The organism is Marinomonas sargassi, assembly GCF_025716875.1.
Classification (GTDB): Bacteria; Pseudomonadota; Gammaproteobacteria; order Pseudomonadales; family Marinomonadaceae; genus Marinomonas; species Marinomonas sargassi.
The window spans coordinates 408958-434913 of the sequence record NZ_JAOVZB010000001.1 but is presented as its reverse complement, the minus strand read 5'-3'; the positions used below and the strand labels follow the sequence as shown (position 1 = coordinate 434913).

The 25956-nt window shown below is 36.4% G+C and carries 21 protein-coding genes; all 21 read left to right on the top strand.

Annotated features, from left to right (window positions below; all coding sequences use genetic code 11):
• Window positions 1-85 precede the first annotated feature (85 nt).
• The 21 genes from OFY17_RS02030 to OFY17_RS01930 all read left to right on the top strand — a co-directional run bounded on the left by OFY17_RS02030 (window position 86) and on the right by OFY17_RS01930 (window position 25947).
• On the top strand, window positions 86-2668 hold the full coding sequence (locus OFY17_RS02030; protein ID WP_263529026.1) for an SLBB domain-containing protein: 2583 nt from the start codon (window positions 86-88) through the stop codon (window positions 2666-2668).
• A 67-nt stretch (window positions 2669-2735) separates the two neighbouring features.
• Window positions 2736-3680, top strand: coding sequence for a Wzz/FepE/Etk N-terminal domain-containing protein (locus OFY17_RS02025; protein WP_263529025.1), 945 nt, complete (start codon window positions 2736-2738; stop codon window positions 3678-3680).
• A gap of 256 nt (window positions 3681-3936) precedes the next feature.
• A complete protein-coding gene (locus OFY17_RS02020) occupies window positions 3937-4263 on the top strand; it encodes a MarR family EPS-associated transcriptional regulator (RefSeq protein ID WP_263529024.1) in 327 nt (108 codons plus the stop codon).
• A 37-nt stretch (window positions 4264-4300) separates the two neighbouring features.
• Window positions 4301-5419: a GDP-mannose 4,6-dehydratase gene (gmd, locus tag OFY17_RS02015; protein ID WP_263529023.1), complete on the top strand. Its 1119-nt coding sequence runs from the start codon at window positions 4301-4303 to the stop codon at window positions 5417-5419.
• An 11-nt stretch (window positions 5420-5430) separates the two neighbouring features.
• A complete protein-coding gene (locus OFY17_RS02010) occupies window positions 5431-6357 on the top strand; it encodes a GDP-L-fucose synthase family protein (RefSeq protein ID WP_263529022.1) in 927 nt (308 codons plus the stop codon).
• Window positions 6350-7522: a DegT/DnrJ/EryC1/StrS family aminotransferase gene (locus OFY17_RS02005; RefSeq protein ID WP_263529021.1), complete on the top strand. Its 1173-nt coding sequence runs from the start codon at window positions 6350-6352 to the stop codon at window positions 7520-7522. The genes OFY17_RS02010 and OFY17_RS02005 overlap by 8 nt, the downstream gene beginning before the upstream one ends.
• Before the next feature lie 5 nt (window positions 7523-7527).
• A complete protein-coding gene (locus tag OFY17_RS02000; RefSeq protein ID WP_263529020.1) occupies window positions 7528-8037 on the top strand; it encodes a GDP-mannose mannosyl hydrolase in 510 nt (169 codons plus the stop codon).
• The gene (locus OFY17_RS01995) at window positions 8034-9011 is read left to right on the top strand and encodes a 2Fe-2S iron-sulfur cluster-binding protein (RefSeq protein WP_263529019.1); all 978 of its coding nucleotides are present in this window, start codon (window positions 8034-8036) and stop codon (window positions 9009-9011) included. Before OFY17_RS02000 ends, OFY17_RS01995 begins: the two co-directional genes overlap by 4 nt.
• 17 nt (window positions 9012-9028) lie before the next feature.
• A complete protein-coding gene (rfbF, locus tag OFY17_RS01990) occupies window positions 9029-9802 on the top strand; it encodes a glucose-1-phosphate cytidylyltransferase (protein WP_263529018.1) in 774 nt (257 codons plus the stop codon).
• A 2-nt stretch (window positions 9803-9804) separates the two neighbouring features.
• Window positions 9805-10875 (top strand): CDP-glucose 4,6-dehydratase, encoded by a 1071-nt coding sequence (gene rfbG / locus OFY17_RS01985; protein WP_263529017.1) that lies wholly within the window; start codon window positions 9805-9807, stop codon window positions 10873-10875.
• On the top strand, window positions 10862-12178 hold the full coding sequence (gene rfbH / locus OFY17_RS01980) for a lipopolysaccharide biosynthesis protein RfbH (protein ID WP_263529016.1): 1317 nt from the start codon (window positions 10862-10864) through the stop codon (window positions 12176-12178). The genes rfbG and rfbH overlap by 14 nt, the downstream gene beginning before the upstream one ends.
• Window positions 12179-12205: 27 nt before the next feature.
• Complete coding sequence (locus OFY17_RS01975) at window positions 12206-13381, top strand: pyridoxal phosphate-dependent aminotransferase (RefSeq protein ID WP_263529015.1); 1176 nt, start codon at window positions 12206-12208, stop codon at window positions 13379-13381.
• Window positions 13378-15180, top strand: coding sequence for a thiamine pyrophosphate-binding protein (locus OFY17_RS01970; RefSeq protein ID WP_263529014.1), 1803 nt, complete (start codon window positions 13378-13380; stop codon window positions 15178-15180). The genes OFY17_RS01975 and OFY17_RS01970 overlap by 4 nt, the downstream gene beginning before the upstream one ends.
• Window positions 15181-15302: 122 nt before the next feature.
• The gene (locus tag OFY17_RS01965) at window positions 15303-16256 is read left to right on the top strand and encodes an NAD-dependent epimerase/dehydratase family protein (protein ID WP_263529013.1); all 954 of its coding nucleotides are present in this window, start codon (window positions 15303-15305) and stop codon (window positions 16254-16256) included.
• Entirely contained in the window at window positions 16237-17259 is a 1023-nt protein-coding gene (locus tag OFY17_RS01960) for a CgeB family protein (RefSeq protein ID WP_263529012.1), read from the top strand. The genes OFY17_RS01965 and OFY17_RS01960 overlap by 20 nt, the downstream gene beginning before the upstream one ends.
• Complete coding sequence (locus OFY17_RS01955; protein WP_263529011.1) at window positions 17256-18275, top strand: glycosyltransferase family 10 domain-containing protein; 1020 nt, start codon at window positions 17256-17258, stop codon at window positions 18273-18275. Before OFY17_RS01960 ends, OFY17_RS01955 begins: the two co-directional genes overlap by 4 nt.
• Window positions 18265-19704 carry a lipopolysaccharide biosynthesis protein gene (locus OFY17_RS01950; RefSeq protein ID WP_263529010.1) on the top strand — a complete coding sequence of 480 codons (1440 nt, stop codon included), beginning with the start codon at window positions 18265-18267 and terminating at the stop codon, window positions 19702-19704. Before OFY17_RS01955 ends, OFY17_RS01950 begins: the two co-directional genes overlap by 11 nt.
• 1950 nt (window positions 19705-21654) lie before the next feature.
• A complete protein-coding gene (locus OFY17_RS01945) occupies window positions 21655-22656 on the top strand; it encodes a glycosyltransferase family 2 protein (RefSeq protein ID WP_263529009.1) in 1002 nt (333 codons plus the stop codon).
• Complete coding sequence (locus OFY17_RS01940) at window positions 22649-23530, top strand: glycosyltransferase family 2 protein (protein ID WP_263529008.1); 882 nt, start codon at window positions 22649-22651, stop codon at window positions 23528-23530. The genes OFY17_RS01945 and OFY17_RS01940 overlap by 8 nt, the downstream gene beginning before the upstream one ends.
• Window positions 23531-23693: 163 nt before the next feature.
• Window positions 23694-24563, top strand: coding sequence for a glycosyltransferase (locus tag OFY17_RS01935; protein ID WP_263529007.1), 870 nt, complete (start codon window positions 23694-23696; stop codon window positions 24561-24563).
• Between the two features lie 55 nt (window positions 24564-24618).
• On the top strand, window positions 24619-25947 hold the full coding sequence (locus OFY17_RS01930) for a sugar transferase (RefSeq protein ID WP_263529006.1): 1329 nt from the start codon (window positions 24619-24621) through the stop codon (window positions 25945-25947).
• Window positions 25948-25956 lie beyond the last annotated feature (9 nt).

Genomic DNA, 25956 nt, shown 5'->3' with positions numbered 1-25956 from the left:
AGTGCTGGTGCACTGGTAAGGTATTTTCCTTAAACCTTTATATAAACAACACTGAATTGAGTTTAAATAACATAGAATTGAAATTATGAGCTTAAAACAACGACTACTTACAATTTTTCTTATTGCCTTTTCTACTTCTTTGTTAGCTTTTACGCCTACGGCTGCACAAATTAATCAATTTAAAAGTTTACCTAAAGTTCAGCAGGAGCAGTTGGCTCGTCAGTATGGTGTTGATATAAGTGCTTTTGTTGCCTCTGCTTCCGCGGCCCAGGAAGTGGTGCAAAAAGCGCCTATCTTGAGGCGCACTTATACATCAGTCGTTCAACCGCAAAGTGATGACCTACGGCCTTTTGGTTATGATGTGTTAGTTGGAAAAGCGGCTGGTTTGACTGTGGTGGATGACTTGCCTATACCGTTGGATTATCAAATGGGCCCTGGTGATGAAATTAATGTGCAGATGTTTGGTAAAAGTAATCAAGCAATGTCTCTGCGGATAGGTAGGGATGGGAGTGTTAATATACCTAGTCTTGGTCCTTTGTCTGTCTCAGGTCAAACCTTTGGTGAGCTAAAGAGGCATCTGACTAAAGTTATCAAGCAAAAAGTGATTGGTGTAGATGTTTCTGTCTCTATGGGTAGTATGCGAACAATGCAGGTTTATATTGTTGGGGAGGCGGTGCAACCAGGTGCTTACAATGTTAATGCCTTAACGACAGTGACGCAGGCTTTAATTGCCAGTGGTGGTATTAAAGAGTCTGGAAGTCTGCGTAATATCCAATTAAAGCGTAAAGGTAAGATAATTTCTGAGTTTGATTTATATGACCTGCTTCTTCAAGGGGATACATCAAAAGATGTTCGCTTATCTTCAGGAGACACACTGTTTATTCCTATTAAAACGCGCAGCGTCTCTGTTCAGGGCGAAGTTTTTCGTCCCGCTATGTATGAGTTAAAGGGTGAAACTAGCATGTCACAATTGCTTAACTTAGCGGGTGGCACTAGGCCTCAAGCATACCTTTCAAAGGCGGGTTTGCGTCGAGTTCATGCTGGCCTGAAGCAATATACATTAGATCTAGAAGCCCCTTCAGGGCAAGAGTTTTTGCTGAAGCAGGGAGATCAAGTAAATATTGGTCGAGTATCCTCCTCATTGGATAATGTAATATCAATACGTGGTGAGGTTGTAACACAGGGTGCTATGGTTTTGACCGAAGGAATGCGAGTAAGTGATGTGGTCGGCTCGATTGATGAGGGTTTAAAAGATGGGGCTGATCTTGAGTATGCGCTCCTAGTGCGCGAAAAAAACGAAGTTCAAGATATAGAGGTGTACCAATTCAGTCTTTTAAAAGCCTTAAGTGAGCCAGGGTCACAAGACGACCTATTATTGCAAGGGAGAGATCAGATATTTGTATTTAGCAACGGTTTAGATCTCAACTATTGGGCAGATGTTAATCAAAATCGTTCGATAAATGGCTCTACACAGTCTACTCAGGTAAGAGTGGCATCTGAATATGTGGACCCAGAAACTGGTGCTGTGGTTAAAAATGAAGCCGAAACAGCACTAAATACCCCTGATGAAGATGATATATCGCTTTCTACTCGGTCTCGCCAGAAAAATAGAGAGGACTTATTAGAGCCTATAATTACTCGCTTAAAAGAACAGTCCTCGATTGGCTCGCCAGCGCTTTTGTTTGAAGTGTCTGGCTTAGTTAGGTTTCCAGGCGTGTATCCGTTAACGGTAAATGCCTCAGTGGCCTCGCTTATTGAGGCTGCAGGTGGTTTAAAAGAAGAGGCCTATTTAGACTCTGCTGAGTTGACTTACAGAAACCTGACTGATGGACGGACAGAGCTAAAACAGTTGACTTTTTCATTGGCGGATGCGTTAAGTGGCAAATCGACTGTTTCACTTTATCCCCAAGCGCACCTTGCAGTTAAGGCTAAGCCAGATTGGTCAGAGGTTCTTACGCTTGAGTTGCAAGGTGAAGTGGTGTTTCCTGGTAAATACACTTTTAAACGAGGGGATACGATTAAAGATATAATTGAGCGAGCGGGTGGCTTTACCGAGTTTGCTTACCCTAAAGGTGCCGTATTTAGTCGCGAACGTTTAAAGCGTCAAGAAGCGGAAAGGCTTAAATATCTAAATGCTCAATTGAAACAAGAAATCAGTAATATGTCTCTGCGTAGTGATGGTAATGTGTCGGACCCATCACAAGCTATCGCTGTGCTTGAGCAACTAGGCCAAGCTGAGCCTGTTGGACGTTTGGTGATTAATATGACTGAAGCTATGGCGGGTAATCCATTGCAAAACTTGATTTTAGAACAGGGCGATAAGCTCTTTATACCCGCTCTAAATCCTGCGATAAGTGTTGTAGGTGAAGTGCAATACGCATCACACCATACTTATAACCCAGATTTAACAGTAGATGAATATATAGCTTCTTCGGGTGGCACTAAGCGTCAGGCAGATACAAGTCGAGTATATATAGTAAAAGCAAATGGTTCTGTGGAAGTGCCCAATAGATCGTTTTGGTTTAGTCGCAACTACAAACCACTCGAGCCCGGTGATGCTATCATAGTGCCAATCAATACGGATTACATGAATGGTCTAACGACACTATCCACTGCGACACAGGTTCTTTATCAACTAGGTGTGGCATGGAGTGCGGTTAAAGATTAGGGTGCTAGGAAAGTCGTTTTTCAATCAAGCGACTTGACCCATAAATTTACCAGTAGAATTGGATAACATGAGTAAACAAAATTTAATGCCACAGTCTCCACATCACGATAATGAAATAGACTTAAAAGCGCTATTCATTGCTCTCTGGAAGGGTAAGTGGATTATTCTATTTATGACAGCTATCTTTGCGGTGGGGGGTGTTTTTTATGCGTTGTCTAAACCAAATGTCTATAAGGCTGAGGCGACTTTAGTGTCAGCATCTGGCGGTCAGTCAGGAGGATTGGCGGCCATGGCTTCCCAATTTGGCGGTTTAGCGTCACTTGCTGGTATTACTCTAGATGGTGGTGGCGCAGACAGTAAAGGAATGGCATTAGCTGTGCTTCAGTCCCGCCAGTTTATAAACGCCTTTATCCATAAATATGACCTTTGGGTTCCTTTGATGGCTGGCGAAAAATGGGACCCGAATCAAGATAAGCTAATACTTAACGCAGAAGTTTATAACGAAGATACTAAGAAGTGGGTGCGAGAGGTTGAGTCAGGTAAATTATCTGTACCAACTGACTGGGGGGGGCATAGGGCTTTTAAACAAGCTATCGCTATAAGTGATGCTAAAGACACAGGGTTAACGACCTTATCTATAACTCACTTATCACCCACTATTGCCAAGCAATGGGTGGATTGGTTGATTCTTGAACTCAATGCTTGGATGAAAAAACAATCGCTTGATGAAACGAGAAACAATATAAGTTACCTTGAAGAGCAAATAGGTAACACCAATATAGCCGACATGCAGTCGGTTTTTTATCAACTTATTGAAGAGCAAACCAAAAATCTCATGTTGGCGGAAGTGCAAACTGAGTTTGCTTTTAAAGTGATAGACCCAGCCGTAGTGCCGGAAGAAAAATTTGGTCCGAAACGTGCTTTGATATGTGTTCTCGCAACTTTGCTCGGTGGTATGTTGGGTGTGGCTGTTGTACTCATTCGCTTCGCCTTTATTAAAGAAATTAATTAAGTAGACTGCCTGCTCTCAACTCTTTAAAGAGGAGGATTATTTGGTTGTGCTTTAAAGTTGATGGAGTGAAAGGTGAATTGGATTTATACACATTTTTTGCATTTTAAAAATTGTTAATTTAATATTGTTCACATGATGAACATGATGAACATGATGTGAAATGGAGTAATACGCATGGAGAGCACGTAACATAAAAGCCTCTTATTTTTCTTGTCTTAATGTCTCACGATGAAGCATCTAACGTTAAGGTGCCTAAATGTTAACAGATGAATATCGTTACAAGATTTTAAACGTTTTGCAACAAGACCCAAACATAAGTCAGCGGGAATTGGCGAAACGCTTAGGCGTTAGCTTAGGAAAAACTAACTTTTGCTTAAGGTCATTAATTGAGAAAGGCTTAATTAAAGCTGAGAACTTTAAGAACAATTCCAATAAAGTGAAGTATTTATACTTACTCACTCCAAAAGGTATTGAAGAAAAGATATCGCTCACCCAGTGTTTTCTTAAGCGAAAGCTAAAAGAACATGAAGAGCTAGAAAAAGAAATAGAGCGGCTTCGTAAAGAAGTTTCTGACACAAAATGATTTTATATAAATAAACGAATTAGAACGGAAATATACCATGAAAAAAAAAGCGCTTATAACAGGGATAACAGGTCAAGATGGTTCGTATTTGGCTGAGTTTTTACTTGAAAAAGGGTACGAGGTGCATGGAATTAAACGTCGTGCTTCATCATTAAATACTGAGCGTGTTGATCATATATATCAAGATAACCATGAAAAAGATCAAAGCTTTTTCTTACATTATGGTGACTTAACGGACTCATCTAACCTTACTCGTATTATCAAAAATATTCAGCCTGATGAAGTGTATAATCTAGGGGCGCAATCCCACGTTGCTGTGTCCTTTGAAGCGCCGGAGTATACAGCAGATGTTGATGCAATGGGTACGCTACGTCTACTGGAGGCGATTCGTTTTTTGGGGCTAGAAAAGAAAACTAAGTTTTATCAAGCTTCTACGTCTGAGTTATACGGTGAAGTGAAGGAAATCCCGCAAAAAGAAACCACACCATTTCATCCTCGTTCGCCTTATGCTGTTGCTAAAATGTATGCCTATTGGATAGTAGTTAACTACCGTGAATCCTACGGTATGTACGCCTGTAATGGTATTTTATTTAATCATGAGTCGCCACGCCGTGGTGAGACCTTTGTTACTCGTAAAATAACCCGTGCTATTGCTAATATTTCTCAAGGGTTAGAGAGGTGTTTGTACCTTGGTAATATGGATGCATTACGTGACTGGGGTCATGCGAAGGATTATGTGCGCATGCAATGGATGATGCTTCAGCAAGAAATGGCTGACGATTTTGTTATTGCTACAGGTAAACAAATTAGCGTTCGCGAATTTGTAAAGTTGTCGGCTAAAGAAGCGGGTATTGAGCTGGAATTTAGTGGTATAGGTATTGATGAAATTGCTACTGTTAAATCTATTCAAGGTGATAATGCGCAAGCTGTGAGTGTTGGTGATGTAATCGTTAGAGTGGATCCCCGTTATTTCCGTCCAGCTGAAGTAGAAACATTACTTGGCGACCCATCAAAAGCAAAAGAGAAGTTAGGTTGGATGCCGCAAATAACAGTAGAAGAGATGTGTGCTGAAATGGTGGCTAACGATTTAGATAAAGCCAAACAGCATGCGATTTTAAAAAAGCATGGGTATATAACATCTGTTGCAGTTGAATAGGCTTATATATTATGAAAATTTTACTCACAGGCGCAAATGGAATGGTTGGAAGAAACGTTCTTGAAGTGTCGAAGCTGCATGAACACGTTTTATTATCACCTACAAGCTCTGAACTTAATTTATTGGATGTCAAATCGGTTGAGCAATATATAGCTGAGCATAGGCCTGACATGGTTATTCATGCGGCAGGTGTCGTTGGTGGAATTCAGGCTAATATAGCGAATCCTGTCAGGTTTTTAGTTGATAATATGCAGATGGGGCTTAATATTCTGACGACAGCCAAAGATCATAATATAACTAAATTTTTAAATTTAAGTAGCTCTTGTATGTATCCTCGGGATGCATTGAATCCACTGGGTGAAGACTTAATTTTAAAGGGTGAGTTGGAGCCAACAAATGAAGGTTATGCGTTGGCAAAAACAGCAAGTACACGATTATGTGAATACATCTGCAAAGAAAATTTAACTTTACTTTATAAGACAATTATTCCATGTAATTTATATGGCTACTTTGACAAATTTTCACCTGAAAATTCCCATATGATCCCTGCCGTAATTCGTAAAATAGATGAAGCAAGAAAAAATAACCTATCAGATATTGATATTTGGGGGGATGGTGAAGCTCGTCGTGAATTTATGTTTGCAGAAGATCTTGCGCATTTTATTTTTTATGCAATTGAAAGATTTGATGAGATGCCTCAAAACCTAAATGTCGGGTTGGGTAGGGATTATACTATTAATGAGTACTATCAGGCCGTTGCTGAAATAGTCGGATACACTGGTAGCTTTAAGCATGATCTAACTAAACCCGTTGGCATGAAGCAAAAATTAATAGATGACACAAAATTAAAACAATTCGGCTGGTCCCATACAACAAGTTTAGAAACTGGAATCAGTAAAACGTATCAACATTATTTAAGTGAGTATGCAAATGACTAATTATGCTCTAGCAAGCAGCACTTGGGATGAAAAAGAATACTCTGCTATCCAGCGTGTCATAGATTCAGATATGTTTACTATGGGTAAAGAAGTAGCTAAGTATGAGGAAGACTTTGCTAATTTCTTTGGCTCTAAGTATTCAGTAATGGTTAGCTCAGGTTCAACCGCAAATTTGTTAATGATTGCGTCATTGTTTTTTACTAAGAATGAATCTTTGAAATTAAAGCGTGGGGATGAGGTTATTGTCCCTGCGGTTTCATGGTCTACAACCTATTTTCCGTTACAACAATATGGTTTAAAAGTTAAGTTTGTTGATATTGATCCTAATACTCTAAATATGGATCTAGATAAACTTGAAGGAGCAATTACAGATAAGACTAGAGCTATTTTGTCTGTTAATTTACTTGGTAATCCTAATGACTTTAACCGCATGAATGAAATTATTGCTGACCGTAATATATTTATTCTAGAAGATAATTGTGAATCAATGGGTGCAACAATTGATGGCAAACAAGCGGGTACCTTCGGTGTAATGGGGACATTTAGTTCATTTTTTTCACATCATATTGCGACTATGGAAGGTGGTTGTATCGTTACTGATGATGAAGAACTTTACCATATTTTGCTATGTATTCGTGCTCATGGCTGGACGCGAAATTTGCCTAAGTTTAATAAGCTCACAGGTGAAAAAAGCGATGATATGTTTGAAGAATCGTTTAAGTTTGTTTTGCCCGGATACAATGTGAGGCCCCTAGAGATGAGTGGTGCTTTGGGTGTGGAGCAATTAAAGAAGTTGCCTAGCTTTATTAAGACCCGCCGCGATAATGCAAAAATATTTCAATCGTTGTTTGAGGATCATCCTTTTATTGAAATCCAAAAAGAAACTGGCGAGAGCAGTTGGTTCGGCTTTTCCTTAATACTTAAGCAAAATGCTCCTTACAGTCGAGCTGACTTAGTTAAGAAGCTTATGGAAAATGGTATTGAGTGTCGTCCGATTGTTACTGGGAATTTTTTGAAAAATAAAGAAGTTTTGGAATTTTTTGATTATGAAGTAGCCGGAACCCTGGAAGCAGCGGAGTACCTAGATGCGCATGGGTTGTTTGTTGGGAATCATCAGGTAGATATAAAAGATAATATTAAAGCATTAAGAGACTTGTTGGTTTAATGTATTTGGAAAGAGACGATTTCAGGCATCTTGTTCAATATGGTGTATTGTTCTCAATAGATTTAGTTGTGTTAGACGCTCAAAACCGAATATTAGTAGGTGAACGTATTAACCGTCCAGCACAGGGGTATTGGTTTGTGCCGGGCGGAAGAGTTTATAAGAATGAAGCTCTTAAGAAGGCATTTGAACGTATCTGCTTAGATGAGTTGGGTCATGCTTTCAATTATCAAGACGTCAAGCCGTTAGGGCTATATGACCACTTTTATGATGATAGTGCATTTGGTGAAGATATTTCGACGCATTACATTAATGCGCCTTATCTAATTGAACTGTCTGAAACTGAAATGTTGAGTTTACCATCTGAGCAGCATCGGCATTATCGGTGGGTTCAGATAGAAAATTTAGCTTATGACGATTCGATACATCGATACAGTAAAGTGTTTCTTAATTACCTGAATGATTGGCTTATAAATGCTGAACGTTTAGGTCTTAATCGCTTGGTAAACATAAAATGATAATTTATACAACCGAAAACAAGAAGTTCGATGGGCAAAGGGAAAAAACGGTATTGGATGCTGCGTTGGCTTCTGGTTTAGTGTTTGAATACAGTTGCAAAAATGGTCAATGTGGTGTCTGTAAAACCACTTTACTGAAAGGCGAGATTATTGAAAAGCAAGGACAGTTGGCATTAACAGATCAAGATAGAAAAGAGCGAAAGATATTGACCTGCTGTTGTGCTCCTGTGACAGACATAGAAATAGATGCCGCTGATTTAAGTGCTCTGCATGGTATTGAAGTGAAAACTTTACCGGCACGGGTAAACCGCATTACTTATCTTAGTGACAATATTGTCGAGATTAAACTCCGTTTACCCCCTACAGCCAATTTTCAATTTATTGAAGGACAATATATAGATGTTATTTGGGGGGCTGTTCGTCGTAGCTACTCCATTGCAAGTGTGTCTTCAGATAAAGAGCTTACTTTGCTGATTAAGTTCTTTGAAAATGGTCAGATGAGTGATTACTGGTTTAACCAAGTAAAGACAAATGATTTACTGAGAATAGAAGGCCCCAAAGGGACCTTTTTCTTGAGGGATACAGCCAAACCACTGGTTTTTCTAGCCACTGGGACGGGCATTGCACCAGTAAAATCTATATTAAGTAAGTTAGAATACGACCCAGATTATCAGCAGTCACAAACAATAGAGGTGTACTGGGGGAATCGATATCCCGAAGAGTTTGTGTGGGATGCAAGTTTTAATAAGCTCCATATTACTGTTCATAATGTTTTATCTCGACCAGTAGATGGTTGGTCTGGTGATGTAGGGTATGTTCAAGATGTTGCTTTAGCTGACCGAAAAAATATCGATGGACTTGTTGTTTACGCTTGTGGTTCAAATGCCATGATTCAGTCCGCCAAGAAGCGCTTTCTGGAATCTGGTTTGCTGGAAGGAAATTTTCACTCTGATGCCTTTGTACAAAGTTTTTAAAAAATAGGATATTTTAAATGAAAGCGGTAATTTTAGCGGGTGGCTTAGGCACACGACTTAGTGAAGAAACCAGTACGCGCCCAAAACCAATGGTTGAAGTTGGGGGGAAGCCCATTCTTTGGCATATTATGAAAATGTATTCATCTCATGGAATTAATGATTTCATCATATGTTGCGGATATAAGGGCTACGTAATAAAAGAGTATTTTGCAAATTACTTTTTGCATCAGTCTGATGTCACGTTTTCCATGAAAGATAACTATATGAAAGTGCATGAGAAGCGTGCAGAGCCTTGGACGGTGACGTTAGTAGATACTGGCGACAGTTCTATGACTGGTGGTCGTCTACATCGGGTAGCTGAGTATATTAAAGATGAAGAGGCATTTTGCTTTACCTATGGCGATGGCGTGTCGGATGTTGATATTGCTGAGACTATCCGTTTCCACAAAGAACATGGAAAACAAGCTACTTTAACAGCAACTTATCCGCCAGGGCGTTTTGGCGCGTTGGATATGAAGAATGGCCTTGTGCGCAGTTTCAAAGAAAAACCTCAGGGTGATGGTGCCATGATTAATGGCGGCTTTTTTGTGCTCTCTCCTAGAGTATTGGAATTGATTGACGGTGATGATTCTACTTGGGAGCAAGAGCCACTCATGACTTTGGCAGAACAAGGTGATCTGATGGCGTATGAGCACACAGGTTTTTGGCAACCTATGGATACCTTGAGAGATAAGCATTATCTAGAAGAACTATGGCAATCTGGTAAGGCGCCTTGGAAAAATTGGGAATAAGTATGGTGAATGTATCATTTTGGCAAGGCAAGCGAGTTTACCTTACTGGTCATACTGGGTTCAAAGGTAGTTGGCTGACGCTTTGGCTCACCAATATGGGAGCGGTTGTAAAAGGCTACGCATTAGCGCCTCCAACACAGCCTAGTTTGTTCGATGTGGCGAATGTGGCCGATAAAATTGATTCAGAAATAGGTGATATTCGAGATCTCAAGCAAATTTCTGCCAGCATGATGGATTTTAACCCTGACATTGTTATTCACATGGCAGCTCAGCCTTTAGTACGACTATCTTACCATGAACCCTTGGAAACTTATGATGTAAACGTTATGGGTACCGCTAAGGTACTGGAAGCAGCAAGCTCCTGTAGCAATGTAAAAGCCATTATTAGTGTTACAACCGATAAGTGTTACGAGAATAAAGAATGGTATTGGGGGTATCGTGAAGATGAAGCTATGGGTGGTTATGACCCATACAGCAGTTCCAAGGGGTGTGCAGAGCTTGTTACATCAGCTTATCGTCGCTCTTTTATGCAAGAGAAAGGGATAGGGTTAGCATCGGCTCGTGCGGGTAATGTAATTGGTGGTGGAGATTGGGCCGAAGATCGTCTGATTCCAGATATACTAAGAGCGTTTGAAAAAAATGCTCCTGTTATTGTACGTAACCCCGCAGCGATTCGACCTTGGCAGCACGTATTAGAACCGTTAGCCGGTTACTTAGTATTGGCGGAGCATCTTTACAAGCAGCCAGAGGCTTACGCTGAGGGGTGGAATTTTGGCCCAGTGGAAAACGACGCTAAGCCTGTGGACTGGATTCTCAATCAGATGGTTTCAAAGTGGCCTCGTGCTTCATGGCAGTTGGATAGCAATGCCCATCCTCATGAGGCTGGCTATCTCAAGCTAGACATATCTAAAGCCAAATCTAGATTGCATTGGCAGCCGACATGGCATTTGGAACATACCCTAAGCAAAATTATCAATTGGCATAAAGCTTGGTTAAATAACGATGATATGCAGCAAGCTTGTCTGAACGAAATAAACGATTATATGAGAGATATGCACAATGCAAACCACTGAAACGTTACGAACTGAAATTGCAGCACTGGTTGAGCAGTATGCAAAATTACAATACCAAGAAAAAATGTTTATACCAGGTGAGAGCGTAGTTCCTCCATCAGGTAAAGTAATTGGTGCGACCGAATTACAATATATGGTGGATGCTTCCCTTGACGGTTGGTTAACAACAGGTAGGTTTAATGATCAATTTGAAAAAGAGTTAGCTGAATTTATTGGAGTTAAGCATCTTATTACAGTTAACTCAGGATCATCTGCAAACTTAGTTGCCTTTAGCGCATTAACTTCTCCTAAATTGGGCGATCGCGCCATTAAAAAAGGTGATGAGGTGATTGGTGTTGCAGCAGGCTTTCCAACAACAGTGAACCCGATTGTGCAGTTTGGAGCCATACCAGTATTTGTTGATGTTGACTTGCAAACACACAATGTGGATGCTGATTTGATTGAAGCTGCAATCACCCCTAAAACAAAAGCAATTATGCTTGCGCATACCTTAGGTAACCCATTTAACCTAATAAAAGTGAAGGCGCTTTGTGATAAATACAATTTATGGCTAGTTGAAGACTGCTGTGATGCTCTTGGTGCGAAATTTGACGGAAAGATGGTTGGGACTTGGGGGGATATTGCAACATTAAGCTTCTATCCAGCTCACCATATGACTATGGGAGAAGGTGGGGCTGTTTTTACCAATAATAGCCAGTTGATCTCAATTGCCGAGTCATTCCGTGATTGGGGGCGAGATTGTTATTGTAAACCTGGTTGCGATAATACCTGTGGAACGCGTTTTAATATGCAATTAGGTTCATTGCCACAAGGTTATGATCATAAATATACCTATTCTCATCTTGGGTATAACTTAAAAATCTCTGATATGCAGGCGGCATGTGGTCTAGCGCAATTAAAGCGTTTACCAGAATTTATCGAAAAACGTAATTCCAATTTCGATTATTTAAAAAGCAGGTTATCAACGGTTACAGAGTTTATTGAGTTGACTGAGCCTACTGAAAACTCGACCCCTTCTTGGTTTGGGTTTCCTGTCACAGTAAAAGAAGCTGCAGGTGTCAGTAGGGTTGATTTAACTAAATATCTTGACCAATGTAAAATCGGCACACGCTTACTGTTTGCTGGAAACCTGATTCGCCAACCATATTTTGAAGATGTGGAATATAGAACCGTAGGCGACCTTACTAATACGGAAATTACCATGAATCAAACTATATGGCTGGGGATTTATCCTGGTTTAGGTGAGCAACAATTGGATTATATTGCTGAAAAAATAGAAGAATTTTTTGGTGTGAATTTTTAGTAAATAACGTTCTATAAGGGATTAAAGATGAGAGATCTTTCTGAAATTGCTTTTCAAGTCGAAGGACAGCCTATGTTTGCGATCCTTGATAAGGCACAAAGGTTGGAGCGAGAAGGTCGATCAATATTGCATTTTGAGCTTGGTGAGCCCGACTTTGATACTCCAAAGAATATTATACAAGCCGCCTGTGAGGCGATCAAAACAGGCGAGACTCATTACACTAGTTCTATGGGCTTATATGATTTTAGATTAGCTGTTCAAGAAACTACTGCTTTATCAAGAGGCTTTGCTCCAGCTCTTGATCAAATCCTGGTTACGCCTGGAGCGAATTCAATTATATATTTAGCTATTAAATGTGTTGTGAATCCAGGAGAAGAGGTTATTGTACCTGATCCTGGTTTTCCCACATATTTTTCAGCTATTAAAGCTTGTGGAGCGGTGCCAGTAACTGTTCCTTTAAAAGAAGAGAATGACTTTCGTTTAAACCCAGATGACTTAAGAGAAAAAATTACAGATAAGACTAAGATGATTATCATTAATTCTCCTAGTAATCCTACAGGAGCAGTAATGAGCGAATTAGATATAAAAGCAGTATCTGAAATAGCTCAAGAATATGGAATATATTTATTAAGTGATGAAATATATGGGAGGCTAATTTTTAATGAAAATTCAAAATTTCTAAGCCCCTCTTATTTAGATAAATGTAAAGAAAGAACAATTATTATCAATGGTTTTAGTAAGGCTTTTGCAATGACTGGGTGGCGATTAGGGGTTGCTATTGGGCCAAAGCTATTGATAGAAAAAATGGGGTTGTTAGTGTCGACAATAGTTTCATGTGTACCGCCATTTATTCAAAGGGCTGGTATTGAAGCTATTAAGGGGGATCAAACTCAAGTTAAAATGATGAAAGTTGAGTATGATAAGCGTCGTAAAGTGCTGGTTGATGGGCTCAATTCCTTACCAGGTGTTAGTTGTGTAATGCCTACTGGTGCTATATATGCTTTTCCGAATATTCAAGGTACTGGAATGACGAGTGATGAATTTGCAGATTTTTCTCTGGAGAAAGCTGGTGTTGCTCTGTTGCCTGGGAATAACTTCGGCCAGTGTGGCGAGGGGTATGTTCGAATATGTTATGTTAATAGTTTAGACAATATTAAAAAAGCAATAAGCGCTTTAGATTCGGCGCTGAGGGACAAACGATGAATAAAATTCGAGTTGCTGATTTTGTTGCCGATTTTGTTGCCGATGTACTTGGTGTGTCAACGGTTTTTACTGTTACTGGCGGCGGCGCAATGTTTCTGAATGATGCTTTCGGAAATCATGATAAGTTAACCTGTATTTATAATCATCATGAGCAAGCTTCTGCTATGGCTGCTGTTGGTTATGCTAAGCACTCAGTAGGGTACGGAGTCGCTTGCTTTACAACAGGTTGTGGAAGCACAAACTCCATTACTGGTGTATTGGATGCTTGGCAAGATAGTACACCTCTTTTATGTATTTCTGGCCAAGTGAAAAGAAAAGAGACTACATATAATACAGATGTCCGTTTAAGGCAGTTTGGTGTACAAGAAGCAAACATAGTTGAAATTGTAAGACCTATTACAAAATACGCAATTATGATTAATAACCCAGCCGATATTGCTTATGAACTCGAAAAAGCTGTTTATTTAGGAGCTAATGGCCGCCCAGGGCCTGTTTGGATTGATATTCCACTGGATGTGCAAGGGGCTTGGATTAACCCAGCAGAATTGAAGCATTTTATTCCAGAGCATGAATCAATAAAATTTCCATCTACTCCCAAAACACAAGATATATCATGCCTAGAAAAACTATTATCGCTTGCAAAAAGACCTATTATTATTGCAGGCAATGGTATTAGGCTGAGTAATACTGAAAAAAACTTTGTTAATTATGTTGAGAAATATCAAATTCCAGTGGTTTTCTCCTACCTGAGTATAGATTTACTTCCCAGCTCACACCCCTTGGCCATTGGCCGTTTAGGAGCCAAAGGTGATAGAGCTGGTAACTTTTCAGTACAAAATTCGGATTTTGTTATTGTTCTTGGCTCTCGACTTAGCGTAGCTTTAACAGGGTTTGAATATGACCTTTTTGCTAGAGAAGCTAAAGTTGTTGTTGTAGATATAGATAGTGAAGAGCATAAAAAAAATACAGTTAATATTGATCTGATGATAGAAGCTGATTTAAGAGACTATTTTAAATCTCATTCTTTTGATTATAGTGCACCGTCAGATTGGTCTGAGCAGTGCTTAAAGTGGAAAAATCAGTGGCCTGTCTATCAAGGCCCTTATATCCATGAAAAAAATATTAACATGTACGAGTGTATACATCAGTTAGGAAAATTGATGGGGGACAATAGTATTGTTGTCTCTGATGCTGGCTCTGCATACTACGTCACCTCTCAAGCTTTGAGTATCTCTGGGACTCAACGGTATATTACATCTGGCGCTCAAGCTGATATGGGCTATACGCTACCAGCCGCAATAGGAGCCTGTATTTCAGCAAATAGAGTAGATACCTATGCTATAACTGGAGATGGGTCATTCCAGATGAATATTCAAGAACTACAAACAATTATTCATAATCAGTTACCTATTAAAATTTTGATTTGGAATAATAACGGTTATTTATCTATAAAGACTACTCAGACAAAATTTTTTGAAGGCCGTTTGGCAGGTACTAATTCTGAGTCAGGTTTAAGCTGTCCTGACTTTAGAAAGATATCTGATGCTTATGGGATTTCATATCTAAAAGCAGATTCGATTGAAAATCTTGAAAATGCTTTGTTGACACTTAAAAGTACGCGTGGACCTATTATTTGTGAAGTTATTTGCCCTGAATTCCAAGAGGTGATTCCAGCCGTCTCATCGATGAAAAAGGCTGATGGTGTTATGGTATCTAAGCCAATTGAGGATATGTACCCTTTTTTGAGTAGAGAAGAATTTAAAAACGAAATGCTTATTTCTCCTTTATCTGAGGATTGAAATGTATGGGGCTTAATGGTTTATATGGTTCTTAAATAACAGTATTAAATATGAGAGCCAATCAACTGTGTGAAGTCTACTGTCAAGTTCAAAAGACATTAACAGTCTTAAGTAGGATAGAAATGAGAATAGGGATACTAGGGGCAACTAGTCAAATAGCCAAAGATTTGATTGTTTCATTCTATGAAAGTGGTGGTGAGTACAATATTACCATGTTTTCACGTTCTCCTGAAAAAGTAGAGGAGCAATTTAAAAGATTAGATAAAAAGCTTAGTTATCCCAATTTGGTGTACTCCGAATTTTCTACTGAAAATAGTTTTGATGTTCTTATTAATTTTGTTGGTATTGGTGATCCTGCTCAAGCAAAAGAGATGGGGGCTAAAATTTTTGAAGTTACAGAGCAATACGATAACCTTGTGCTTGATTACTTAAAATCTCACTCATCTTGTAAATATATATTTATGAGCAGTGGTGCTGTTTATGGCGGTGGCTTCGAAAAAGCTGTTGATAAAGGTACCGTTGCTAAGGTCGATATTAATAATATTGAACCAAGTGACTGGTATACAATTGCAAAGCTGTACGCAGAATCAAAGCATAGGGCTATGAGTGATTATTCCATTATAGATATAAGAATATTCAATTATTTTAGTCACACACAAAATGTTAATGCACGTTTTTTAATTACTGACATTGTTCGTTCAATTCAGAATGGCACTGTTTTAAAAACAAGTTCTGAAAATATTACTCGAGATTTTATAACGCCTTCTGATTTTTATAGGCTTATTCTTTCTGTAATTAATTCATCGAGAATGAACATTTCCATAGATTGCTATACTAAATCTCCAGTTGATAAGTTTTCTTTATTGAAGCGCTGCCAAGAAGAGTTTGGTTTGTTGTATGAAATAGTAGATAGTGCAGGTGTAAATGCCACGGGCTTTAAAAAGAACTACTTTTCTAAATATAGAGTTCCTAATGGGAAGTTTAAGCCGGAATATGACTCTTTGTCTAGTTTGATAAACGAAATCTATCGTATTACAAAAGGCGTTCGCAATAAAAATGAAAATAATGTATGTTGATTTGCAGTTTGATTATGGAATAGAAACCAGAGGTAAGAATTACATTGGTTTAGATGGTTTTAAAACTAGTATGGAAGCTTTAGGGCACATTGTTGAGCCTTTTTTTTATGATCACTATCTTAATGATCTTGAAAAACTGCAAGTTGATATTCTGGATTTTTCAGATGATTTTCAGCCTGACCTAATTTTTTTCTGTTTATTTAAAAATCAGTTTGAACATCAAACTCTCCTTACTTTAAAAAAGAAATTTAAAACTATTAATTGGTTTGGTGATGATCAATGGCGATTTGAATCGTTTAGCAGACATTATGCTAATGATTTCAGTTGGTGTATTACAACAGATCAATTTTCAGTTAATAGCTATAAAGCTATTGGACAGAAAAATGTTGTATACAGTCAATGGGCCGCCATCGATGCTCATATCAATTTATTAAATATAAATAAAAGTTCCGATAAGGAAACGTATATTCATGATGTTTCTTTTGTAGGTGGTTATCATCCTTATAGGAAATGGTTTATTGATGAATTGAAAAAAAAAGGTATAAAAGTAACCGTATATGGTAATGGTTGGCCGAATGGACCATTGAGTGCAGAAGGAATGGTTGATTTATTTAAAAAATCAAAAATCAACCTTAATTTATCTAATAGCCTTTCCTGGGACTTAAGGTACATGTTATCAAACCCTCGATCCTTTGTTTCTTTAGGAAAAATGTTTTTAGGGAAAGGTGTAAAAAATTCCAGTCAAATAAAAGCCAGAAACTTTGAAATTCCATTCTTTGGCGGCTTTCAATTGACAGAATATGTACCGAGTCTTGAAAACTACTTTGATATAGGTGAAAACATTGCTTGTTATAGTTCCCCTGACGACGCATTTACCCAGATACAGTATTACCTAGAAAATAATGAGAAGAGAGAGTTGATGAAGGAAATGGGGACTAGGACAGCTAGAGCAAACCACGGTTATATAAATCGCTTTAAAGACATTTTTGAGGTTGTTTCATGAAAAAAGCTTCTATTGTGATGTCCAGTGATTACTATAATAATAATAGATTATTTGATTTGAATGATAAAATTTCAAATAGAGATGATTGCTTATACCCATATTCATTGTTAAAGGATAAGCTTTATGAGAAAGGCTATTTGTTAGCCACTTCAGATATTCATGACCCATCTACTTCAGATATTGTATTATACAACGAAATGCCAAGAAGCTTTCCTTTGAAAAGTATAGTGGAGAAATCTTATTTACTTTTATTTGAAAGTGAATTGATTAGGCCCGATAATTGGGATGTCAATAAGCATAGTTTTTTTAAAAAAGTGTTCACGTGGAATGATGCTTATGTAAGTAATGATCAATATATAAAATTCAATTTTCCTAATACAATTTCCTTTCCACAGAAAAAAAATAATCAACTGAAGCTTTGCACCCTAATAGCTGGTAATAAAAAATCTGCACACCCTTTAGAATTATATTCGAAGAGAGTGCAAGTGATACGTTGGTTTGAAGAAAATCATCCGGAAGATTTTGAATTCTATGGAATTGGTTGGGATGCTTATCGATTCACAGGACCAAAGTATATCAGAATCCTCAATCGAATTAGACCTATATGTAAAATTTTGGCTCCAACTTACTCTTCTTATAAAGGAAAAGTTGAAGCTAAGAGAGAGGTATTGGAGCAGTATAAGTTTGCAATCTGTTTTGAAAATGCTAGAGATATACCTGGTTATATTACGGAAAAAATATTTGACTGCTTTTTTTCTGGCTGCATTCCGATATATTGGGGAGCAAACAATATTGAAGAACATATCCCAAGTAATTGTTTTATCGATTTTAATCAATTTGAAAGTTTAAATGAAATGTATTGTCATATTAGTAGTATGCCTGAAGCTGCATATGACGGCTATTTGGCAAGTATAAACGAATTCTTGAGAAGTAATGCTTGCTTTAAATTCTCAGCGGAATATTTTGTTAACAAAGTTACTGATGTTGTTTTAAAAGAGAATAAAATTGAAGAATGAGTTGGCTTTAATTATTTTTGGCCGGTTTTTTGTCGCGGTAGCTGGTTTATTTGCGTTGCGTATTATGACACACTATATGCCTCCAGAGAGATATGGTGAATTGAGCCTATTAGTAGTTATTCAATCTATGTGTGGATTAATTCTTGTTAACCCTGTTGGGCAGTATTTAAATGTGAATACACACAAGTGGTATGATGAAGGTTCATTATTCTCTCGTCTAAATTCTTATCGTATATATTTGTTTGTCGTATCTTTAATCGCTGCTTTATTGCTATTTTTAATTATGTCAGAAACGATTGAAAGTTTACTGATTTCAGCATTTGCTTTGTTAATTGTGGTTTGGTCTGTTAACTGGAATAACACTTTGGTGCCACTTTTAAATATGCTGGATGCTAGGATTGCATCGGTAGTTTGGTCTATTATAACAGTGGTTATGGCTACAGTAAGTTCAACGCTTTTCATCATTTATTTTGAACCTAGTGCACACGCTTGGTTACTTGGACAAGCCATTGGTATGTTTTTGGGGATTTTAGGGTCAAAATATTCACTAAGAAAATTCATGCCAATAGCGAAAAAAGAAAAAAGTGTATTGATTACAAGGAAAGTGTTTGTTTCATTTTGTTTACCGCTTTCTTTCGCGACATTTTTTATGTGGTTTTCTCAGAATGGATATAGATTTTTCGTTGAATATTATTGGGGATTAGCTGCTTTAGCTTTTTTTGTTGTAGGCTTCCAGGTAGCCACGGCATTATGGTCGATTGTAGAAACCATCGCTATGCAATTCCTTCACCCTTACTATTATCGAGCTTCATCAGATATAACAGATGGAATTAAGTTGCAAAGTGCGCTATCTGATTTTGTAAACACTCTTATACCCTTGTACATTTTTTTGAGTGCAATAATGATGCTGGGTGCTAATCAAATAATCTATTTACTTGTTGACTCTCAGTACCATTCAGCCAAAGACTTTTTTTATTTTGCAGTTATTGTAGAGCTTGTTAGGGTCTCTTCGAATGTAATCGGTCACGCAGTACAAGTAAAACGTAAAACTAAAATGTTAATATTGCCTTATTTTCTTTATGCAATAATTATGCTGGTGAGTGTTATAGTTTCTGGTTATTTTGAATTTGACATGCATACCTTTGTTTTTTCAATTTTTATTTCAAGCGTGTTGTTTTTTGTATCCATGTTTTTTCAAATGAGGCGCTTGATTTCGTATAAAGTAAATTGGCGGTCAATTTTCTATATGAGTTCGTTCCTTTTTTTAGTCGTGATTTATGTTTTTTATGTGAAATCTAATTCAGCTTTGACAGTTTTCTCTTCGATTTATTATCTATTTTCCCTAGGTTGTGGAGCTTTGCTGTTTATTATTTATTACCTTAAGATTTCTAAACCTTTAAAAAGGTTTTTAGAAGAAAAAATAATTTAGTATTGGTAGGTGTTTTATGGGTTAGATCAGCCTTTGGTTTTTTATATGTATACCGAACTTTAATAATGAAACGACGATAGCTGAGTATCGCAAACCTATAAGAATATCAAAATTAAATTTTTTATAAGGTGTTGATGGATTAAAACTTGGTTTTTTGATTGTATGAAAATAAGTATAGCTATATAGGTGTGTTCGTAAATTAAAAGAATATAGGTAGCTAGACTGATTTCACCAGGTGTGTGGGCGTGAAATTGTTCGACATTTTACTCAGATGATATTTATATGACAACTATAGTAGAATTTGCAGATTTCTATTTAGAATTAGAAACTAATTTTTCTGTTAGTTCAAATGTTTATAAATATGACTCTATAAAAACATTGACTTTATGTTGTATGGTTCTTCAAATTTAAGTTTTTATGAAGGACTATATGAAATCAAAAGTAAGGTTGGTTTGCTGAAGTTCATAGTTTATAAAAGTAATGTGATTAAATTTTTTGATGTTTTTTTAGAATCGATATATATAAAGGGTGTTGTAACCTAGTATATTCTTGGTTTTTAAAAATGTAGATTTAGATGTGTACTTGAGGAAGTTTTCTTCGGTGTTATTGATGAAATTGCATCTCTTAAATTTTCTTAATGATAAAGACCTATCTAGCCTCGATTTTTTTATTTGGGAATTCTATCTGAATTATTGTTTATAAGAAAATATAGAGTTAGGCTTGTCTTTAATTATTTATTATGAGCAGATCAAAGAGAAAATGATGTTATATATTTTCTTTTTTTAAGTGGAGTTATGGTTTTTGATATCTTCTAAATCACTATGGAATGTTCTTTTATTTGTTTTCTGTTATTACTTTTTGATCGCATTAGCTCGGGTTCTTTTGCCTTATGGGGATGAGGCAGACTTCCAGTTTAGAGTGAATTCAATATTGTACTCGGATAAAAGTATTATAAATCCTTTTGGCTATTTTGATTTTTTCTTTTTATATTATGACTGGTTAAGTTCAGAAGTCGAAAGTGCTTCAATGAAATTTTTTCGAGTGAATTGGACTTTTTTTTTGATCCTGTTTACTTTTTTTATGGTTTATGTTTTTTCTGTTTTTTATTTTCGTTTTCAATCCCCTTTAATTAGGGGGGAGTTTTCATTGTCTTCAGAAATTTTGTTTTTGTCGATGATTTTTCCTAGTGTTTGGCTACATTTAGGGCTGCTCGCAGAGGAACAATTCACTTTATTGTTGAGTTTATTTTCTATACTGTTTAGGCGTTCCATTATAGTTTTGTTTACTATAGGCTTTCTGGTCTTTTTTATTGATTTTGGGAATTCTATTGTTTATTTTTCCTTTTTGTTTGTTTTCCTTTTTTATAAGTTTTTGACTAATAAATATAGTATCAGGGTATCTATACTTTTCCTTTTACTTTCGATTTTGTTCTCACTTGTTGTAAAGATGGAGTTTATAAAATTACTTTCATTTCTCCCTGTTATTGGAAGTAAAGCTTCAGTTATATATGAGCATTATACAACTATCTATGATATCAATGACAAATACCCTTTAGTACTTCGACCAGTTATAACCTTCATGTCGTTGGTTTTTATGCTGCCAAACTCTAAGACGTTATTTTTTATTCCATATATATCAATATTTTTATTTTCTGTTTTTTTTGTCTTCAAGGTTTTTAAATGTGTTAGCTTTTTGAAGGGTAGGCCTTATTTTAATGAAGACTTTTCTTTTTTCTTAGCAGGAGTTTCTTTGGTTGTTAATTATCCAATTCTATTGCCAGGCTACTCTAATGCAAAGTATTACATATTTGTAATTCCATTTTTGATTCTGTTTTTTAGTTATTTTTATTCAAGATATAAAATAATGTTTTTTATTTTTCATGTTAATTTTTTTGTTTTTCTTCAGTTGATATTTATTGGCTTTAAACTATCGTAGTTGTGGAGGTGTTTTGTGTTTTGTGATAAGCCTTTAGTGTGTATATGTATGCCAAATTTTAACAATGAGGCAACTTTGTCTGAAACATTGGATAGTTTACTTTCTCAGACTTATAGTAATATATTAATTAAAGTTTTTGATAATGCGTCGACTGATTTAAGTTTGGAAATTCTTAATCAGTATGCAAGGAAATATTCGAATATAAAGGTATATAAAAGTGAATATAATATAGGTGGAGAGGCTAATTTCACAAGATGTATAGAGAACATGGAAGGTGAATTTTCTGCTATTTATCATTCGGATGATGTTTATATGTCTACTATAGTTGAAGAGCAGGTAGCAGTTTTAAGCAAGCATGAAAATGTCAGTGCTGTCTTTACTAATTCTAATTTGATCGATTCGTCCTCCAAAATTATTGGTAGAAATTTTTACCCAAAGTCACTTAAAAGTAAAGCATGCGTAAGGCTGAGTTTAATTGAATTACTTAAGCTGACAATTAGTAATGAGAATTTTCTTATATGCCCAACCGCCATGGCTAAAACTTCTATTTATAGAAAGTATATATCTGTTTGGTCTTTTTCTAACTTTGATACAGCCTCTGATGTTGGGGTTTGGTTTAGATTAGCAGAGAAAGCGGACTTGATGGTCATTAATAAGCCGCTTATACATTACCGACTTTCAAATAACAGTTTTTCTTATAAAAATTTAAGGAGAAGGGTTGTGCGAAAAGATCTATTTAAAGTTCTCGACTTTTATATGATTAAATATAAAGATTTTTTGTCTGATGTTGATTTTAAGAACTATAAATATATTGATTTTAAGGAAAATGTGTTGTTATCATATAATGCTTTGAAATATGAGAAAATAATATTTCATACCTATTTAGATATTTTTAATTTTGATATTTTATTAAGATCTTTTAAAGGGTGTAAGTTCTTTTTTATTTATGTTTTAGCTTTATTTTTTGTTTTTTTTGTTTTTCCTCTAAAAAAGAATAAAGGATTTGATTTTGATTAAAAAGATTCCGATTATTATTTTGACTCGAGACGAACCTGGTTTTCTCAAAATTTGTGTTGATTCTATTGTTAACCGAACAGACTATCCATTTGAAATAATTATTGTCGATAATAATTCAAAGTCTTCTGATCAATTAGAGATTTTAAAGGATATCTCTGTTGAACATAAAGTTATATATAACGATAAAAACAATTGGATTCTTGGTTTCAATTTAGGTTTGGCTTATGTGAAGGGGTCTGAACATCTAGATAGAAATTACTACGTTCTTACAGATGGAGATATCGTTGTTCCCCTGAGAAAAGATGGTGTTTGTTGGTTGAGTTTTTTAACTGATTCATTAAATAATAAATTTTTCATTGGCAAAATCGGCTTGGGTTTAGATATTAGTAACTTGAAAAAATCTCCTAATCTTGCTAAAGCTTATAAGGATGAGTTACGTTATCTAAAGGGGAAGAAATATTCTAACTTTGTTTTAGCTCCGGTAGATACAACCATTGCAATATATCGATCCGACTTATTCGTGCATGATGAATTTTTAATTTATCCAGGTCATGCATCATTGGTCAAACCTTATTATTATGTTTTTAGAACTGTAGATGTATATCAGGCGAAGCATTTAGGCTGGAGGAAATACAAAAAAATAACTTCTTCAGATCTTCAATCTCTTCATAGTAAAATAAAGTGTTTTTCTTTATTTTCAGCTTACATGGATCCTAATGAATTAAAGAAGGCAGCATTTCACTACCGTTTCCTATATAAAATAAAGCTTTTATTTAAACTCTATTGGGCTGGGAAAGTTGCTTTTTTTTGGGGGAAATACATCATTAAAAAATTCCCAAGAAATTTTAATGAGATTCAATCTAAAATGAGGTAAGGACTTAGTTAACCACGTTCTATAATTTTTTAAGGCTTATCTATTGGTAATTAGCTGTTTTGGTTTGCTTATAATAATGTGTAGAATGCTATTGTCGGCAAAAAATGTATGTCTTAATCTATCGTATAATTAAGTTTTTATGTTTTATAATAGGTGAAAAATTATGTGTAAAGTAGCTGTTCTACTTGCCGCTTACAATGGAATGGAATGGATCGAGGATCAAGTTAACAGCATTCTATCTCAAAAGAGTGTTAGTGTGAGTTTATTTATTAGTGTTGATTTATCTTCTGATGGGACTGATGTTTGGGCTCGAGAGCTAGCTGAAAAATTGAACAATGTTTATTTATTACCCTACGGTGAACGGTTTGGTGGTGCAGGAGCCAATTTTTATCGTCTTATTCGAGATGTTAACTTTCATGGTTTTGACTATATTTCTTTTTCAGACCAAGATGATATTTGGTTAGATAACAAGCTAGAAAGAGCTTGCTCGCTATTATCAGCCAAAATATGTGATGTATATTCTTCTGATGTTTTAGCTTTCTGGTCAGATGGAAGGCAGCAGCTCATTAAAAAGTCTTATCCCCAGAAAAAGTTTGATCATTTCTTTGAGGCGGCCGGTCCCGGTTGCACGTATGTTTTTAATGAAAAATCTGCTGAAGCTCTTCAAGGGTTTATTCGTGATACAAATGACTTAACAAAGCGTGTTGCTTTACATGATTGGCTTGCTTATGCTTTCTGTCGAAAGCACGGCTTTAAATGGCATATCGACGACCAACCCTTAATGCTTTATAGACAACATGATAGTAATCAGGTTGGAATTAACGATGGTTTTCAAGCATACAAAAAGAGACTGCGTTTAATAAAAAATCACTGGTACCGAGGGCAAGTGAAAAGTATTTTAGAATTAGTTGATCCTTACCTATCAAAACATCTAGATAGTTACTTTTTTAGGTGTGCTAACGCTAGTTTATTCCGTCGTCGTACTAGAGATAACGTTGTGCTTTTTATCGTTCTTCTTTTTGGCATTTATTAAGAATGTGTAAAATTCATTTTGATAAATTTAATTAACTTATAAGGTAGGCTATATAGTGCAGAAAAACATTCCCAGATATCAATCAAGACGTGTTCTTTGGGCTTATCGTATTGTTGACCTGTGTTTACCTTTAGTGACTTTACTATGCTGGCAATTCATCTTGGGTGATCAGCCTTGGAAAACAATTTATGCTTGGCTTGGGACTTGTGCAGGCGTATTACTTCTTTTATCAACTATGGCTTTACGTGGTTACAGTCGTTCACTTGAACGTTCAATAGCGAAGAAACTTGAAGTCACTTTTAAAGCTTGGGCTTCTAGTATTCTTGCTATATCTTTTTTTGCTTATCTAAATGGTACGGTATTTATTTACAATCAAGCCGTCATCATTATATGGGGAGTTATCACTCCCATGGCAGTTTTTCTATTCAAATTTTTTATAAATAGGAAAAGTCGGTCTGCATCTCGTGGCAGTACAGATGTTCTTGTATTAGGCAATGGTTATGCTTTTAATAAATTTGAACTTGCGCAGTTGAAAAGACACAATATTCAACTCCGTACTATTGTCGATTATGATGTTCTTGCTGTAAAAAGTGCCGTCGCATCTAAGCCCCCTGATTTTATCGTCATGAATTTAGATAAGGTGGCGGAACCCGATTTAATTAAAGCGTTAACGCACTTAGACTTACAAGGGGCTCATTTGCTTGCCTTGCACCACTTTATGGAAAGCTTTTTACGTAAATGTTATATCCCTTATGAATCCACAGAGTTAGCTTATTTAGACCGTATTTGCTCATACAGTCGTATTAACTTTCTTCTTAAAAGGTTGTTAGATATATCTGCTTCCGTGATTATAGCTCTACTTACTTCCCCTGTGATGCTATACGCTGTCTTGAAAATAAGACGTGAATCTCCTGGACCTGTTATTTTTTCGCAGAAAAGGGTGGGCCTTTCTGGTCAGGAACATACAATTTATAAATTCCGGTCTATGCATCTTGATGCAGAAAAAAATGGTGCGCAATTTGCCAAGGCGGATGACCCAAGAGCATATGCTTTTGGAGCATTTATGCGTAAAACTCGCATTGATGAATTACCTCAATTGTGGAATGTTATAATTGGGGATCTACACTTTGTTGGCCCAAGGCCAGAACGTAAGGTGTTTACTGATCAATTAGAAGAAGAAATACCTTATTATAATGAGCGCCATTTAGTTAGTCCTGGAATTACTGGTTGGGCTCAGGTTCTTTATCCTTACGGTGCTAATACTGAAGACTCTCGTCAGAAATTAATGTACGACCTTTACTATATTAAGCATTGGAGTATTTGGTTAGAAATTGAGACCATAATTCGTACTGCTTTTGTTGTATTGGGGCGAAAAGGTATATAGATTTACTTC